The following is a 16,854-nucleotide window of genomic DNA, read 5'->3' on the forward strand; positions in this document are numbered from 1 at the left end:
ATATGGCCCAATCTGGACTAGACCTTTTCCCATATACTCGTATGCGCAGAATGCGCCGCGATGACTTTTCTCGTCGTCTAATGGCCGAAAACCAACTTAGTGTAAATGACCTTATTTACCCTGTTTTTGTACTAGAAGGTAAGAATCGCCGAGAAGTCATCGAATCAATGCCTGGAATTGAACGTTTATCGATTGATTTTTTGCTTGAAGAAGCAAAAGAGCTTGTAGATATAGGTGTACCTGCCGTGGCTATTTTTCCGGTAACTCCTGGTGACAAAAAATCACTGATGGCTGAAGAAGCCTTCAATGAAGATGGCTTAGCACAACGTACTGTGCGCGCTTTAAAAGAAGCTTTTCCTGAGCTTGGGGTTATTACCGATGTAGCCCTTGACCCATTTACTACTCACGGTCAAGACGGCATTATTGATGATAAAGGTTATGTAATTAATGATATAACCACTGAAATTCTTGTTAAGCAGGCGCTTTCGCACGCCGAGGCAGGCGCAGATGTAGTTGCGCCATCTGACATGATGGATGGTCGTATTGGCGCTATTCGCGAAGCACTGGAAGCAGATGGCCATATTCATACACGTATTATGGCTTACTCAGCTAAATATGCGTCTAGCTACTACGGGCCTTTTAGAGATGCTGTAGGCTCTGCAGGTAACTTAAAAGGGGCCGATAAGAAAACCTATCAAATGGATCCTGCCAACTCAGATGAAGCAATTAGAGAAGTCGCGCTTGATTTACAAGAAGGTGCCGACATGGTGATGGTTAAACCCGGTATGCCCTACCTTGATATTGTACGCCGCGTTAAAGACGAATTTGGTGTACCTACTTTCGCATATCAGGTTAGCGGAGAATACGCAATGCACAAAGCAGCGATTGATAACGGTTGGCTGAGCGAAGAATCCACAATTATGGAGTCTTTACTCGCTTTTAAGCGCGCAGGGGCTGATGGCATATTAACCTATTTCGCTAAGCAAGCCGCGCAATACCTCACTAAAAAGTAAGTAATTGATAAAAAGGCGGTAAAACCGCCTTTTCGTTTACATTCATTAACATAATTGTATTATTTTTGTCATTTAGATTCTCTAAACTGGTGTCCCATTTTGGGATTTAAATACACGGGAATAATAAAAAATGTTAAAAACAAAAATAACGCCACTGGCGCTTGTTATTGCAAGCATAAGTGCACCAGCGTCCGCTGATCTAATCATTTCTGAATATATTGAAGGTAGCAGTAATAATAAAGCCATTGAACTTTATAATAATGCTGATACCGAGATTTCTCTTGAAGGCTATGTTTTAGGACTTTATTCAAATGGTAGCAGTTCAGTTGGTAACTCGATTGATTTAACAGGTACATTAGCCGCTAATACTACCTACATAATTTCAAATCCGGGTGCAACAGCCGACATACTGGACATTGCAGATACAACTAGCACTGTGACTTACTACAACGGTGATGATGCCCTTGTTTTAACTAAAGACGGCGTGATTGTTGATAGCTTTGGCCAAGTGGGGGTTGATCCTGGGTCATTTTGGTCCGATGCTACGGCACAAACACAAAACAAAACGTTACGCCGTAAGCTAAGCATAACGTCAGGTCGCACCGATTCAACTGCTGAGTTTTTACCAAGTGAAGAGTGGGAACAGTTTGATATTGATACCTTTGACGGTCTCGGTTCTCACGCGGGTAATGGTGGCGGAACAGAACCTGAACCAGATCCAATTGACCCAATTGTATGTGCTGCAGACAAAACGCTAATTAGTGCTATTCAAGGCGAAGGAAACGAAAGCCCACTCGTTGACACACTAGTAGAACTAGAAGGTATTGTTACTGCCGACTTCCAAGGCGATGATGAACTTAAAGGTTTCTTTGTAACCTCTCTTGCCGCTGATGAAGATACAAACCCACTAACTTCTGAAGGTGTATTTGTTTACTTTGCAGATACAGATGTAAACGTTGGCGATCACGTACGTGTTCAAGGTACAGTTGATGAATACTTCGATTCAACGCAAATATCTGATGTTGTTCAAGTTGCGGTATGTGCAACGGGTCAATCAGTAAGTGCCACTAAAATTTCTTTACCTTTAGCAAGCCAAGATGATTTAGAAGCCTTTGAAGGAATGCTGGTTACTTTAGACCAAGAGTTAGTTGTAACAAATAACTTTGGTTTAGGCCGTTACGGTGAAGTTGAGCTTGCAACAGAACGTTTATACCAAGGCACACAAGTTGCTATGCCTGGCGATGCAGCTAACGCAGTTGAAGTAGAAAACTTAACTAAAAAAATCTTAGTTGATGACGGTTCAACTGTTCAAAACTCAGATCCTACTGCTTACCCGACCCCAGGTTTATCAGCAGAAAACACATTACGTACAGGCGATAGTGTGAACAGCGTAACAGGCGCATTAGCGTATAGCTTTAGCACATACCGTATTCACCCAACAGTTGCACCGCAGTTTATTGCAACTAATCCACGTGAAGACGCACCGGAACTAAATCCTGAAGCAGACTTACGTGTTGCAAGCTTTAACGCTCTAAACTACTTCAACGGTGACGGCCAAGGCGCTGGTTTCCCAACCAGCCGCGGTGCTGACTCACTTGAAGAGTTGGTTCGCCAAGAAGCTAAGTTAGTAAGTGCAATTAGCGCAATGCAAGCTGACGTTGTTGGTTTAATGGAAATTGAAAACGATGGCTTTGGTGAGTTTAGTGCAATTGCAAGTTTAGTAAACGCACTAAATGATGCTGACAGTGCTAACGAATATGCTTTTGTAGACTTTAATGTTAACCAAGTAGGTACTGACGCAATTACAACAGCACTTATTTACCGCGCAAACAAAGTTGAAGAAGTAGGGTCTGCTGCTATTACTACCGCAGCACCATTTGATTTCAGCAACCGTACACCTATCGCACAAAGCTTTAAATCGTTAGAGTCGCAAGAAGTATTTACTGTTGCTGTAGCGCACTTAAAATCAAAAGGCGGTTGTGGTAGTGCAAGTGGCGCTAATGAAGATCAAAACGATGGTCAAGCATGTTGGAATGAAATCCGTACAGAAGGTGCAAGCGCATTTGCTGATTGGTTAGACAGCAAACCAACAGGTGTAGACGACGAAGATATTATCTTAGTGGGTGATATGAACGCCTACGCGATGGAAGATCCAATTCGCAAATTTGACGAAAAAGGCTACAAAAATGTTGTTGCTGAGCTTGATGGTAATACATTAGCTTACTCTTACAGCTTCTCAGGCCGCGCTGGTAGCCTTGACCATGCAGTGGCGACTGAGTCTTTACTTAGTAAAGTAGTGGCTGCTAAAGATTGGCACATTAATGCCGATGAGCCTATCGTACTTGATTACAATGTAGAGTTTAAGAGCGAAGGGCATCAGTCTACTCTTTACTCAGAAAGTGCATACCGCGCGTCTGATCATGACCCTGTGATTGTTGATATCAAATCTGAAGTTGTGCTTACACCAGAAGAACAGACTCCTGTGGTTGCCCCAGATCAAGTATTCTCTATTGATGAAAACAGCGCTGTAGGTACTGTTATTGGCATGCTTGATTACTCAGATCCTAACCCTGAAGATTCACCTGTTGTTAAATTTATCGTGTCTGAAAACGATAGTGTGTCAATTAATGATCAAGGTCAGCTAATTGTTGCTGGTGAAATTGATTATGAATTTGAAAACCGCATTACGTTTACTGTACAAGTTGAAGATAGCGTTGGTAATGTATCAAAAGCTGAAAAAGTTGCTGTGAAGGTAAATAACTTGCGTTCAGATGATGATAACGATGCTGGCTCATTGCTTTGGTTATCTCTTCTTTTAGCACCACTTTCTATAGTGCGTCGCTTTAAAAAGAAATAATTAGCTTAAAGTAAAAATAAAAAGACCGCATTCGCGGCTTTTTTTATTCCTCTGTAAAAATAATTCAGACAAGCTTCAGCTATCCCCCCTTAATATCTTTTGCGTTAGGTAGTTCATTTTTATTAAATGTAACTTTACAAACCTCGTAACTTCAGTACTTAACATCAAATTCATAGATTAATTTAGGCTTACCCATTAAGTAAAAAAATCACTTTTAAATGTGACCTAGCCGTTTTCATAAAGGAAGAAAAAATGAAGCAACTTATCAAATTAACAACACGATGGCAGTCTCATACTAAATCGATTTTGGGTTTATTTATTGCACTTTCAACATTTGCAGTTAGTAACCAAGCATTAGCAAGTACCACCAAAGCCTCTATTTCACAAAGTAGTTTATTTGATGTTATCAGCGCACGTGCAAAAAAATTAGCCAGTGAAGACTATAAGGCGCCAAACAATATTGAACTTGATGCACTAAATAACATTAATTATCAGGATTACCGCTCCATTCGTTTTAAGCAAGATCAAGCTGTTTGGAAAGATGATGGTTTGTATGAATTACAGCTATTTCATCCTGGTTTTTTATACAAAACACCGGTGACAATAAATACTGTTGATAGCGACTCAAAACACAGCAGACTTCCCTTTAATACTGACTTTTATAATTACGATGGAACGGCTGCACCGCTAAAAGATGAGTTAACTAAAAGCACAACCAATACACAGCTTGGCCATGCAGGTTTTAGGCTTCACTACCCTTTAAATACTAATACTTATAAAGATGAGATTATGGTGTTTCAAGGTGCTTCTTATTTTCGTGTTGTAGGTCCAAATCAAGTTTATGGCCTTTCAGCTCGCGGATTAGCAATTGATACAGCGCTTGCATCTGGCGAAGAGTTCCCTATGTTTAAAGAGTTTTGGCTAGTAAAACCGACAGCAGAACAAACTAACATTGTACTGTTTGCATTACTTGATAGCCCATCAGTATCTGGCGCTTATAAATTTAATATTGACCCTACTACCAACACAACCGTTAAAATAGACATGCAAATATTTGCCCGTAAAGACGTGAAAAAGTTAGGCATCGCACCACTAACAAGCATGTTTTATCATGGTGAAAATAGCACAAAATTTTTTGATGATTATCGTCCCGAGGTGCATGACTCTGATGGTTTGTTAACTCAATCACAGGATGACAAGTGGGTATGGCGCCCACTGAATAATCCATCGCAACTAAGCGTTACGTCATTTGCGTACGAAAACCCGAAAGGTTTTGGGCTTGCGCAGCGCGACCGTGACTTTAATAACTATTTTGATATAGAAGCACATTACCATGATCGCCCAAGCCTGTGGATTGAACCTCAGGGTGAATGGGGCAATGGCCGTGTTGAGCTAGTAGAAATTCCAACAGATACCGAAACAAACGACAACATTGTTAGCTACTGGGTACCAGAAACCCCCTTCAAAGCAGGTGATTCATTAAAACTTAGCTACAAAATGAGTACGTTTAATAGCAGTTTAAACAAACATGAAAAAGCACATGTAGTTCGTACTCGTATCGGCAGCGCGGCATTGCCCGGTGAAGATAACCCGCCACCACAAAGTCATCGTCAATTCACTGTTGATTTTTCAGGCCCTGCTCTAAATGCTCTCTCTGAACAACTTAAGTTAAATGCAGATATTCAGCTTACTACGGGTGAAGTAAGTGATGTATCCGTTCAAAAGCTGCCTGAAGGGTACGGCTGGCGTGTTGCTTTTAAAATTGCACCACAAGACGACAACCCCGTCGATATGCGCTTATCGTTAAAACTACGTGACAAAGACATTAGTGAGGTATGGAGCTATGTTTGGTATCCAAATGACATCAAGTAAGCAAAAAAAGGGAACGACAATGCCATTTAAAACAGCTCGTGTATGGCTTTTTGCAATTGCCGCTATATTCATATCAGGCTATGGCATATCAATCATGTTCGACATACTTAACTCAAACGGCATGACGTTGCTTGAGTATGCACTGCTTGTCTTATTTTCTATTACATTTGCATGGATAGTGACGGCATTTTGTAGTGGCACAATAGGGTTTGTATTACAGCTATTTCGTATCGATCCACTTACCTTAAAGCGCATAAAACCAATCGCGATCCACGCCCAAGCTATTGCTAAGCAAAAAACAGCGGTTGTAATGCCTATTTACAACGAAGACACCCACCGTGTAATTGCTGGTTTTGAAGTAAGTCTAGCGTCGCTTAAAGAGACAGGACAGCTCGAACACTTTGATTTTTACTTACTAAGCGATACACAAGACCCGCAGATAGCCGAGAATGAACTCAATGCATGGCACGCAATGTGCGAGCGCTTAGGAGATACTGCCAAACATATTTTTTATCGCCGCCGTGAAGACAATAAACACCGCAAAGTAGGCAACCTAACGGATTTTTGTGAACGCTGGGGTAGTAAATACGATCATATGATTGTACTCGATGCAGACAGTATAATGACTGGCAAGTGTATGCTTGAGCTAACAACTAGCATGCTAAATAACCCACAAGCAGGTCTTATTCAGACAATCCCTATTCCGGTTCGCCAAGATACTTTTTTTGGTCGCTTTTTACAATTCGCATCGGTACTCTACAGCCCCATGCTAGCTACTGGCTCTGCTTTTTGGCAAACCGATCAAGCTAACTACTGGGGACATAACGCAATTATAAGGGTCGATGCCTTCATTAAATGTTGTGGCTTACCTACGTTAAAAGGGAATGCCCCCTTTGGTGGTGAAATTCTCAGCCACGACTTTGTTGAAGCTTCTTTACTTCACTCAGCAGATTGGGATGTATTGTTGTTATCTGAAATTGAAGGTAGCTATGAAGAAGTTCCAAGCAATATATTAGACTACGCAATTCGTGATAGGCGCTGGGTACAAGGCAATATTCAACACCTTGGTTTATTGTCATCAAATAAATTAAAGCTTATGAGTAAGTTTCATTTTTTACTGGGTGCAACAGCATATATATCGTCGCTTATTTGGCTATCAATGCTCGCATTAAGTACTATTGATGCCGTTACCCGCGCATTAAACAGTGATGTCTATTTTAATCGTGCTTATCAGTTATTTCCTACATGGCAAATAGCTAAAACAGATTTAATTGACTCATTACTTTATTTAACCATTATTATTTTATTAATGCCTAAGTTAATGGGGGTCATTGTTACCCTAGTCCACAGAAATAAGCGTTTTGGTGGGTCAATTAAACTCATAGCTGGTTCAATTATTGAAACTTTGTTTGCCGTTATTGTGGCACCGCTGATGATGGTTTTTCATGCTTACTTTGTAGTATGTGTATTTTTAGGTAAAAAAGTAACGTGGGATGCTCAACCGCGAGAAGGCCGCATGGTGTCGTGGAAAGAAGCCTTTGGCTATACACTATTTTCAACCGTAGTTGCAGTTGTTTGGGGCGGGGTTGCTTATTACTTTACCCCTGTATTTTTCTGGTGGTTATCACCTATTTTATTAGGGCTGATACTTGCAGCTCCCATTGTTCGTTACTCGAGTAGTATTAAGTTTGGTGTAGCGCTCAGAAAACTAGGTATATTTATATGCCCTAGTGAAGTCGATAACAGCAAAACACTCGCTGCACTTAAAGTACATTTACAAACAGTATCAGTACCAAGCAAAGGACAATACCCTGAAGCTTTGCCAGCACTACCAGCAGAGCAATTAACAACAATGCCAGTACAACGTTTTCATCGTGTTCGTAAGCTAAAAATCAAAAACCTCAAAGCAAAGTTAATTAGAAAGTTTAATTAACCGTGCATCACACTAAAAAGGAGCGCTTAGCGCTCCTTTTTTTATGCTTAAAATATATGCTAACTATAAATTACACAGAAGCTAGAAAAATTTTTAGCCAATAAAAAACCCGCAACATGTGCGGGTTTTTTTTAGAGTTTAAAAGGCTAATTACTTAGCCGCTTTTTTCTCTTTTTCTGCAGCGATTACCGTTTCAGATACGTTAGCTGGACATGGTGCGTAGTGTGAGAACTCCATAGAGAACTGACCACGACCTGATGTCATAGTACGTAGTGAACCGATGTAACCAAACATTTCTGATAACGGTACGTCAGCTTTAATGCGAACGCCAGTTAAACCAGCTTCTTGGTCGCTTAGCATACCACGACGACGGTTAAGGTCACCGATTACATCACCAACGTGATCTTCTGGCGTGAACACGTCAACTTTCATGATTGGCTCAAGAAGTTGTGCGCCCGCTTTAGGGATCGATTGACGGAAAGCGCCTTTAGCAGCGATTTCGAATGCAATTGCAGATGAATCCACGGCGTGGAAGCCACCGTCGAAAAGTTCTACTTCAACGTCAAGTACAGGGAAGCCAGCTAGCACACCCTCTTGCATCATTGATTTAAAGCCTTTCTCAACTGCAGGCCAGAATTCTTTAGGTACGTTACCACCAACAACTGATGATGTGAACGTGAAGCCTGAACCCACTTCGCCTGGCTTGATGCGGTAATCAATTTTACCGAACTGACCAGAACCACCAGATTGTTTCTTATGCGTGTAGCTATCTTCGATTTCACGAGTGATAGTTTCACGGTAAGCAACCTGTGGTTGACCAACAACAAGGTCTACACCGTAAGTACGCTTAAGGATATCTACTTTGATATCTAAGTGAAGCTCACCCATACCTTTAAGGATAGTTTCGCCTGAATCTTCATCAGTCTCAACTTGGAAAGATGGATCTTCTGCAACCATTTTACCGATAGCAACACCCATTTTCTCATTACCGCCTTTATCTTTAGGCTGTACAGCAATCGAGATTACTGGAGTTGGGAATACCATTGGTTCAAGTGTTACTGGGTGCTTAGGATCACAAAGAGTGTGACCAGTTTGCACGTTCTTCATACCAACGATAGCGATGATATCGCCCGCTTGCGCTGAAGTAAGCTCTTTACGCTCGTCAGCTTGCATTTCTACCATGCGGCCAACACGTTCTGTTTTACCAGTAAACGCATTAAGGATAGTGTCACCCTTGTTAAGCTTACCAGAGTAGATACGTACGAATGTTAATGCACCAAAGCGGTCATCCATGATTTTGAATGCAAGCGCTTTGAAAGGTTCGTCTGCAGAAACAATTGCAAACTCGCCGTTTTCATTACCTTCTTCATCCATAAGAGGTTGAGGATCAACTTCTGTAGGAGCCGGTAAGTAATCAACAACAGCATCAAGTACTAGTTGAACACCTTTGTTTTTAAATGCAGAGCCACAGAACGTTGGGAAGAACGCAAGGTCACGAGTACCTTTACGGATACAACGCTTAATATCTTCAACAGAAGGTACTTCACCTTCCATGTACGCTTCCATTAGATCATCGTCTTGCTCTACAGCAGTTTCGATAAGCATTTCATGGTATTCTTCAGTTTTTTCTACCATGTCTGCAGGAACATCTGTGATTTCGTAGTTTTCAGGAAGACCAGTGTCATCCCAAACGTATGCTTTTTTAGTAAGAACGTCTACAACACCAACAAAATCATCTTCAATACCGATTGGTAAAGTCATGATTAATGGTACAGCACCAAGTACTTTACGTACTTGCTCAGTTACACGGTAAAAATCAGCACCCATACGGTCTAATTTGTTTACGAAAATAATACGTGCAACTTCTGATTCGTTCGCGTAACGCCAGTTAGTTTCTGATTGTGGCTCAACACCACCAGAACCACAGAATACACCAACACCGCCATCTAATACTTTAAGTGAACGGTAAACTTCAACTGTGAAGTCAACGTGTCCAGGAGTATCGATAACGTTGAAACGGTGATCTTTCCAGAAACAGCTTACTGCCGCAGACTGGATAGTAATACCGCGCTCAGCTTCTTGATCCATGAAATCGGTAGTAGATTCACCATCATGAACCTCACCTGTTTTGTGGATAGTACCTGTAAGCTTCAGGATACGCTCAGTAGTAGTGGTTTTACCCGCATCAACGTGCGCGAAAATACCAATGTTTCTGTACTTCGATAAATCTGCCATTATTTTACTCTTAATAAAGTCGATAAATTATTCGGCGGGAGTATAGCATTACTTAAAGCGAACATCACCATAGAAGTCGCTTAAAATGCAATCAATTCACTATATTTTTTTTACAAAGAGAATATATTAACGGTACAACACGCTGTTTATTATATAAACCAATAAAAACGTTAGGCTTTATTTCATAAACACTGCATTTTAAATAATGCTTTTTAATTTTGTATCGGTAACTTAAAAGGCCTTATTGATATCGAGCATATTGTTATGTTTAATAATTTTTACTGCAGCTGCGCCCTTTAAGGTATAAATAAATAGTCATAAATTCTCCCATAAACACATTGAAGAAAGGTTTATTTAATTACAGTTAAAGCAGGCGAGTATTTAAAAATAACGCATTACTAAAGCTCTTCACGATTCAATCTGTATGATAATATCGATTAAAAATAGGCCACTATATAAACCTATAAGTGGTATGCATTAATAACAAATAATAAGAATTAAAAATGAAACGGACATTTCTTTACCCTCTTTATTGGCTACTAACATGTGTTTTATTTCTATGTAATGCACCAGCTTATGCTACGCAATATAAAATAGATGCACCTGGTAATTGGGTCACCCTACATGACGTAAAACAGCCCCAAAAAAGTGATATGGCAAAAGTGCGCGATGGCACACTTTACCTATTACTCGACAACCAGACTTATGTTCCTGAACGTCAAAAACAACAACGATACACACGCCTAGTAATGCAAGCACTTAATCAAAGTGGCGTTGACTATATAAGCCAGTTAAGCCTCAATTTTGACCCAAGCTATCAGACCCTAACATTGCACACACTCTCCATAATTAGAGATGGTAAGCACATAGATAAGCTTTCAACTGCAAGGTTATCTGTTATCCAGAGCGAGCCTGATTTAGCTGATAAAATTTATAACGGAAGGCTTTCTTTAAATATCATTGTTGACGATATGCGAAGCGGAGATATGCTCGATTATAGCTACAGTGTTACCGGCAGTAATCCTATCTATGCCAATAAATTTAGTACTCGGCGCACACTAAGGTGGTCAGTGCCCGTAGTGCAACAGTATATGCGTGTTTTATGGGGTAAAAAAACACCTCTTAATATAAAAACCATAAATGGCACTGCCGAAACAAAACAGACTGAAAACCAATACGGTACGGACTACTCTATATCAGAGTTCGAAGCCCCTTTACTCACGCAAGACTCTGAAACACCCACCTGGTACAACCCATACATGCAAGTTTATCTCTCTGAATATAATAGTTGGGACGAAGTTGTTAATTGGGCATTACCACTTTATGAGTCAGCAATCGAAACACCCAGTAGTATTAACGCCATAGCGCAATCTATACAGGCACAGCATACCAATACATCCGATAGGATTGCCGCAGCATTACGCTTTAGCCAAGACGAAATACGCTATTTAGGTTTAGAAATGGGCACCAATTCTCATCAGCCAACACCTGCCTCAGAAACGCTATCTCTACGTTATGGTGACTGTAAAGATAAAACAACTCTACTAATTTCATTATTAAAAGCGATGAAAATAGAGGCATACCCTGCTCTTGTAGATACAGAAGAAACTAAGCGCTTAATAGAACTACCGGCCACAGCAAGCGTTTTTAACCACGTAATTGTAACTATTGAGCACAAAGGCAAACGCTATTGGTTGGATCCAACCATTAGTTATCAACGAGGTACACTTCCCTATTTAGCGCAGCCCGATTACGGATATGCACTTATTATAAAAAATGGCGAAAATACATTAACGCCTATGGCACAAACTCCTGTGCATAAAAAGGTAACAGTAAACGATCAATTTTATATTCCTAAAACAGTAAAAGAACCGGTCCTATTTACTACCGAATATTCTTATGCCGAGTTTCAGGCTATTAATCGCAGAAGTAATTTAGCGCGCAACGGGCTAGACAGCGTTGCAAAATCATACCTTGAATACTACCAAGGTTTTTTTGACGAGCTCAAAATAGATAAACCCATGGCGGTAAGTGAGGACCAACAAACAGGTCAGTTTATCACTAGCGAGTCGTACCTTATTAGCCAATTTTGGGAAAAAACCAGAGACGGATATGAAGCTGATTTTTACGCCTCTGAAATACAAAACAGTGTTTACGAGCCAAAGCAAACTAATCGCACAGACCCACTTTATTTTGAATACCCCAATATAATCGACACCAGCATAAAACTTCATTTTACTGAAAAAAATTGGGCGTTTGACAATAGCCAAGACGAGATTAATAACGACTACTTTTACTTAAAAACATCCGTTAGCTTTAATGATGATGTTTTAACGCTAAGCTATCACTTTTACGCAAAGAAAGACCATATTCCCGCTGATAAAATCAGCGACTACCTAGCGCAACGAAACAAACTTATTTCAGCCACGCACTACTCAATTTTAAAGTACGCAAACACAACTGAGGCGCCTCAAACAACGGCCGACATACTCGATAACCTTGGAGGTAACTGGCTTAAATACGCACTTGCCGGTTACCTTTTATTATTCATTTTCTTTATTGCAGACTGGCGACTCGAGTCGGCAAAGCGACCTACTTTTGAAAATACCCCATTTTACGCTGTATCGGTCAGCAAGTTTATTATTTACAGCATTTTAAGCTTAGGTATTTATATTAACTATTGGTGCTACCGTAACTTTAAAGCTATAAATCAGCACAGCAATGCCAATATAATGCCTATTGCTCGCGGTATTTTCGCCATTTTATGGTATTACCCCCTTTATCAAGCACTGAAGCAACACAGTGAATTGCAATCAAGTAAAAGTAAAATAATCCCAAGCTGGGGGGCTGCTGTTTTATTTTTATTAGTACTTGCAACCACATTGGTTTACCGCATGGAAGAATACGCCACTATCGCATTGCTGGTTATGCCTTTTCTATGGCTTCCATTAGTGAGTTACATAGAGCACGCAAACACCAACCAAAAAGCTTTGCATTACAATTCTTACTGGCGAGTCAGACAGTGCTTTATGTCTCTGGCGCTTTCGCCAATATTACTCTTCGGTGTACTTCAAGAAGCTAATATTTTACCTGGTAGCGCTATAATAAAAGGCGAAAAGTTATGGGCTTATCAAACTCACTTTTTAAAACGTAACCGCCTAACACCAGAAAATGAAGACGTTCTCTATTTTTATAGTGATGCCATGTTTGACTATCGAGACGATGGAAACGGAATAACTGATAATTATATTTTTAGCTACTATAAAAACGATGCTGGAAAGCTTGAGTCAGACCTTAGTCACTTTAATGACATTGATAAAATAGAAACCTCATACGGTAAAACTGAACTAGATAACACCACTATTAAAGTAATAAAAACAGATGGAAGTGATTTTTTACTTATTGTTAGCAGGTTTAATAAGCTCGATGAAGTGCTAGTTGATAAAATAAATTTACGCTTAAGTGAAAATAAAAAAGAGTAGTTATTTAACGCTAACATACCGATTTAAAAGAGAATAAAAAATGCGCTCCAAGATAATGATAATTATTTGCATTTGAGTGTTGACAGATACTTAGATCTAATTGATAATCACTATCAACAAGGCAGAACATACAGCTTTGTAACGGAATGAATAACTTGTTTCTCGACCCTGAAACAACGTGTGGCGCACGTTAACAGCTATGGTTACTTGTTATTAACCGCAACGCCCCTTGATGTTGATGATAAGTAACCGTCCTACTATTTTACTTGCTACATTGCTCATATCGGTGACGGTAGATATGAAACTAAAAAAGCCCTTACGGGCTTTTTTTATGTCTGAAATTTAGTGAGCAACATACTCACATAAGCTCACAATTTAACGGCGGTTTTTTCGTGCGCGTGCACGGCGCTGTTTTTTCTCTTCTTCTTTAGCAGCTTTTTTAGCTTCTGCAGCGGCGCGTAATCCGGCAACCATTATTTCTTCTTCTTCACGCATGGCTGGTGTTTCCATGGTAATGCGACCAATAATGCCATCTCGAAGTTCGTTAATGAGTATTTCAGACATTTTATACGTGTCTATTTGATTACCACCACGAATACAACCACGCTTTTTACCCGCCATTTCCACAAATTCCCAATCGCTTTCTGGCAATTCGTTTAACTTATAGCGCGCTTTTAGTAGTTCAGGATAAGCATGCAATAGATATTCAGCGGTGTAACTAGCAACTTCTTCGTACTCAAGTGCAGTGTCGCGTATTGCACCCGTTGCACCTAAACGATAACCTGAATTCTCGTTCTCTACTTTTGGCCAAAGCATGCCAGGCGTATCGTATAGCATAATGCCGTCTTCAAGCTTAATGCGCTGCTGCGCCTTGGTAACCGCAGGTTCATTACCCGTTTTTGCCACTATACGACCAGCTAATACATTAATTAATGTAGATTTACCCACGTTTGGAATACCCATGATCATGGCTTTAATTTGCTTATCGGCACCCACTTTATGCGGCACTAACTTTTTACAAAGCTCATTAATACGGTGCACTTCAGCTGCTTTATCATGACCAAACGCAATGGCTTTAACACCACTTTCTTGCTCAAAGTAGTCTCTCCATACTTGAGTCATTTTAGGATCGGCTAAATCAGCCTTATTTAAAATTTTGATGACCGGTTTGCCTTCACGAAGCGTTGTCACCATTGGATTTTCGCTACTATAAGGAATGCGTGCGTCAAGCACTTCAATGATCACATCCATTTGTGGCATTATTTCTTTAATTTCATTTCGGGCTTTATTCATGTGCCCAGGGAACCACTGTATTCCTGCTCTACTCATTTGATATGTAAACCTTTTATTTCAACCCATAACACCATGGGGTACTGTGTGGGGTACTGGGTGAATAATTTCGATTTATCACCTCAACTAATGACTCCTAGTTTACTACATAATCCCTTTAAACTTCTCGTAAAAATAAAACCAGTAGTATATCTCAACTACATAAGTACAATTTATGTTTATGGACAAAAATACACCAATGGTTTATATTTGCGACAAATAGATTAATTTTATAAACCACGAGGTACATACACATGTTTGCTGAACGATTCACTCGTGCCCGAAAAGCCTCAGGCCTATCAATGCAAGCACTAGCTACCGCAGTTGGTGTATCCGCCAATGCTATAAAAAAATATGAGCATGGTACTGCTATGCCGTCTTCTTCTAATTTATTAAAGCTTGCAAGCGCACTTGAAGTGCGCACTGAATACTTTTTCCGTCCTATAAAAGTAAAGTTAGAAGGTGTGGAATATCGTAAGCGTGCAAGCACACCACAGAAAATTTTAGATCGTATAAATGGTGATGTTTTAGATCAGGCTGAGCGCTGGCAAGAACTTTTAAACTTTTATCCAGACTCGATTAAACCTATTACGCCATTTTCACTACCAAGTACATTACCCGATGTGATTGATTCATATGAGCAGCTAGAAGGTGTAGCCACCACTATGCGCAATGAATGGGGGTTAGGCTTAAATCCAATTCATGACATGATTGATACGCTGGAATCAAAAGGTGTAATGATAATTTGCACTGATGTAGAAACCAGTAAAAAGTTTGATGGTCTAGCGGGTAATATTAATGGGCTACCTGTTGTTGTTATCTCTACGGCACAAAGTGGTGATCGTCAACGGTTTACACTCGCTCATGAATTGGGCCACTTAGTATTGCACAGCCGACTGTCTGAAGAGCTAGATGAAGAAAAGGCATGTAATCACTTCGCAGGGGCTTTTTTATTACCAAGCACTAGCTTGATACAACACTTAGGTAAAAGCCGAACTCAACTAGAAGCGCAAGAGCTATATATGCTTAAGCATGAGTACGGCATAAGCATGCTTGCCTCTTTGTATCGCGCTTCACAGTCTGGCGTAATTTCACACCAAACCCAAAAGAATATGTTTATTTGGTTTGGTAAGCAGGGCTGGCGTACTCAGGAACCTGGCGCACCTTATCCGCATGAAGTTACTTACCTCTACAAGCAGCTAGTATATCGTGCGCTAAGTGAAGACTACATTGGTATATCTAAAGCAGCTGAGCTATTAGGGGTATCACTTTCAAGCTTTCACAAAGAACGAAAGTTAGAGGTGCTTAATGCAGCAGCTACTAATTAGTGATGCCAATATATTAATAGATATGGAAGAAGGTGAGCTACTAACCCAACTTTTTCAGCTACCTTATCAATTCGCCATACCTGACATTTTATTTGTTGAAGAACTTGAGGAAGAACACGCACATTTACCTGCTATGGGCTTAACTTTAGAAGAGCTATCACCTGATTCAATGATGCATGCAATGGAGTTAATTCCGCTGTATTTAAATGCTAGTCGTAACGATATATTTGCTTTGTGTTTAGCTAAGCAAAAAAACTGCCCTCTTGTAACTGGCGATATGGCTTTAAGAAAAGCAGCTGAAAAAGAAGGTATTGTTGTACAAGGTACTATTTCATTAATAACGCAGCTTGTTAGGCAACAAATAGTAACGAAAGAAACTGCATTAAAGGCCTACGAGAAAATGAAGCTATCAGGCCGAAGACTTCCTTGGAAGGTGGCTATAGAGCATTTAAACGCCTTATAACGCAAGTACGGCATAGAGCCAGTGCTACAAGAAATGGGTTTCTCACAGTTCATCACGATAGTCCAACACCCATTTGGCTATTATTTTTAACAATGGCGTGCCTACTTACGCTAATGAATATGAGTTTAAGTCTGATGATAGTTGCTACTACCTAATTAAAGCGGAGTTAGATATTAGTTTTGAAAATTGCGGTATAAAGCCGATGCTGAAGCATCGGCTTATTAACTTTAAAGAGAAATAACATAAAATTATACAAACAAGAATTTACCCAAAACTAGACTGACAGTCACCGAATACAAAACGGCTAACTGTCAGATTAAGTCAAAGCTAGTGCAATAACTA

At 40.1% G+C, this 16,854-nt stretch carries 9 protein-coding genes; 7 read left to right on the forward strand and 2 right to left on the reverse strand.

Annotated features, from left to right (window positions below; all coding sequences use genetic code 11):
- Positions 1–2 precede the first annotated feature (2 nt).
- The 4 genes from hemB (at position 3) to mdoH (ending at position 7,675) form a co-directional block, all read left to right on the forward strand.
- Positions 3–1,013: a porphobilinogen synthase gene (gene hemB, locus P20480_RS14995; protein ID WP_008127161.1), complete on the forward strand. Its 1,011-nt coding sequence runs from the start codon at positions 3–5 to the stop codon at positions 1,011–1,013.
- 130 nt (positions 1,014–1,143) lie between these two features.
- On the forward strand, positions 1,144–3,870 hold the full coding sequence (locus tag P20480_RS14990) for an ExeM/NucH family extracellular endonuclease (protein ID WP_008127164.1): 2,727 nt from the start codon (positions 1,144–1,146) through the stop codon (positions 3,868–3,870).
- Between the two features lie 252 nt (positions 3,871–4,122).
- Positions 4,123–5,742 (forward strand): OpgD/OpgG family glucan biosynthesis protein, encoded by a 1,620-nt coding sequence (locus tag P20480_RS14985; protein ID WP_008127165.1) that lies wholly within the window; start codon positions 4,123–4,125, stop codon positions 5,740–5,742.
- Positions 5,714–7,675, forward strand: coding sequence for a glucans biosynthesis glucosyltransferase MdoH (gene mdoH / locus P20480_RS14980; protein WP_033024986.1), 1,962 nt, complete (start codon positions 5,714–5,716; stop codon positions 7,673–7,675). The genes P20480_RS14985 and mdoH overlap by 29 nt, the downstream gene beginning before the upstream one ends.
- Before the next feature lie 150 nt (positions 7,676–7,825).
- On the opposite strand, the gene fusA is transcribed toward mdoH, so the two are convergent.
- Positions 7,826–9,910, reverse strand: coding sequence for an elongation factor G (gene fusA, locus P20480_RS14975; protein WP_006793851.1), 2,085 nt, complete (start codon positions 9,908–9,910; stop codon positions 7,826–7,828).
- A gap of 503 nt (positions 9,911–10,413) precedes the next feature.
- Between fusA and P20480_RS14970 the strand changes: the two genes are divergently transcribed.
- Entirely contained in the window at positions 10,414–13,392 is a 2,979-nt protein-coding gene (locus tag P20480_RS14970; protein WP_008127167.1) for a DUF3857 domain-containing transglutaminase family protein, read from the forward strand.
- 375 nt (positions 13,393–13,767) lie between these two features.
- On the opposite strand, the gene ylqF is transcribed toward P20480_RS14970, so the two are convergent.
- Positions 13,768–14,721: a ribosome biogenesis GTPase YlqF gene (ylqF, locus tag P20480_RS14965; protein WP_008127168.1), complete on the reverse strand. Its 954-nt coding sequence runs from the start codon at positions 14,719–14,721 to the stop codon at positions 13,768–13,770.
- Between the two features lie 254 nt (positions 14,722–14,975).
- Between ylqF and P20480_RS14960 the strand changes: the two genes are divergently transcribed.
- Positions 14,976–16,049 (forward strand): helix-turn-helix domain-containing protein, encoded by a 1,074-nt coding sequence (locus tag P20480_RS14960; protein WP_008127169.1) that lies wholly within the window; start codon positions 14,976–14,978, stop codon positions 16,047–16,049.
- Complete coding sequence (locus P20480_RS14955; RefSeq protein ID WP_008127170.1) at positions 16,030–16,512, forward strand: PIN domain-containing protein; 483 nt, start codon at positions 16,030–16,032, stop codon at positions 16,510–16,512. Before P20480_RS14960 ends, P20480_RS14955 begins: the two co-directional genes overlap by 20 nt.
- Positions 16,513–16,854: the final 342 nt, after the last annotated feature.

This window comes from Pseudoalteromonas sp. BSi20480 (assembly GCF_000241365.1).
Lineage (GTDB): Bacteria > Pseudomonadota > Gammaproteobacteria > Enterobacterales > Alteromonadaceae > Pseudoalteromonas > Pseudoalteromonas marina.

What these genes read in the sequence shown, in the direction of transcription:
- hemB (WP_008127161.1), top strand. Translation starts at nt 3, where the DNA reads ATGGCCCAATCTGGACTAGACCTTTTCCCATATACTCGTATGCGCAGA.
- P20480_RS14990 (WP_008127164.1), top strand. Translation starts at nt 1,144, where the DNA reads ATGTTAAAAACAAAAATAACGCCACTGGCGCTTGTTATTGCAAGCATA.
- P20480_RS14985 (WP_008127165.1), top strand. Translation starts at nt 4,123, where the DNA reads ATGAAGCAACTTATCAAATTAACAACACGATGGCAGTCTCATACTAAA.
- mdoH (WP_033024986.1), top strand. Translation starts at nt 5,714, where the DNA reads ATGTTTGGTATCCAAATGACATCAAGTAAGCAAAAAAAGGGAACGACA.
- fusA (WP_006793851.1), bottom strand. Translation starts at nt 9,910, where the DNA reads ATGGCAGATTTATCGAAGTACAGAAACATTGGTATTTTCGCGCACGTT.
- P20480_RS14970 (WP_008127167.1), top strand. Translation starts at nt 10,414, where the DNA reads ATGAAACGGACATTTCTTTACCCTCTTTATTGGCTACTAACATGTGTT.
- ylqF (WP_008127168.1), bottom strand. Translation starts at nt 14,721, where the DNA reads ATGAGTAGAGCAGGAATACAGTGGTTCCCTGGGCACATGAATAAAGCC.
- P20480_RS14960 (WP_008127169.1), top strand. Translation starts at nt 14,976, where the DNA reads ATGTTTGCTGAACGATTCACTCGTGCCCGAAAAGCCTCAGGCCTATCA.
- P20480_RS14955 (WP_008127170.1), top strand. Translation starts at nt 16,030, where the DNA reads ATGCAGCAGCTACTAATTAGTGATGCCAATATATTAATAGATATGGAA.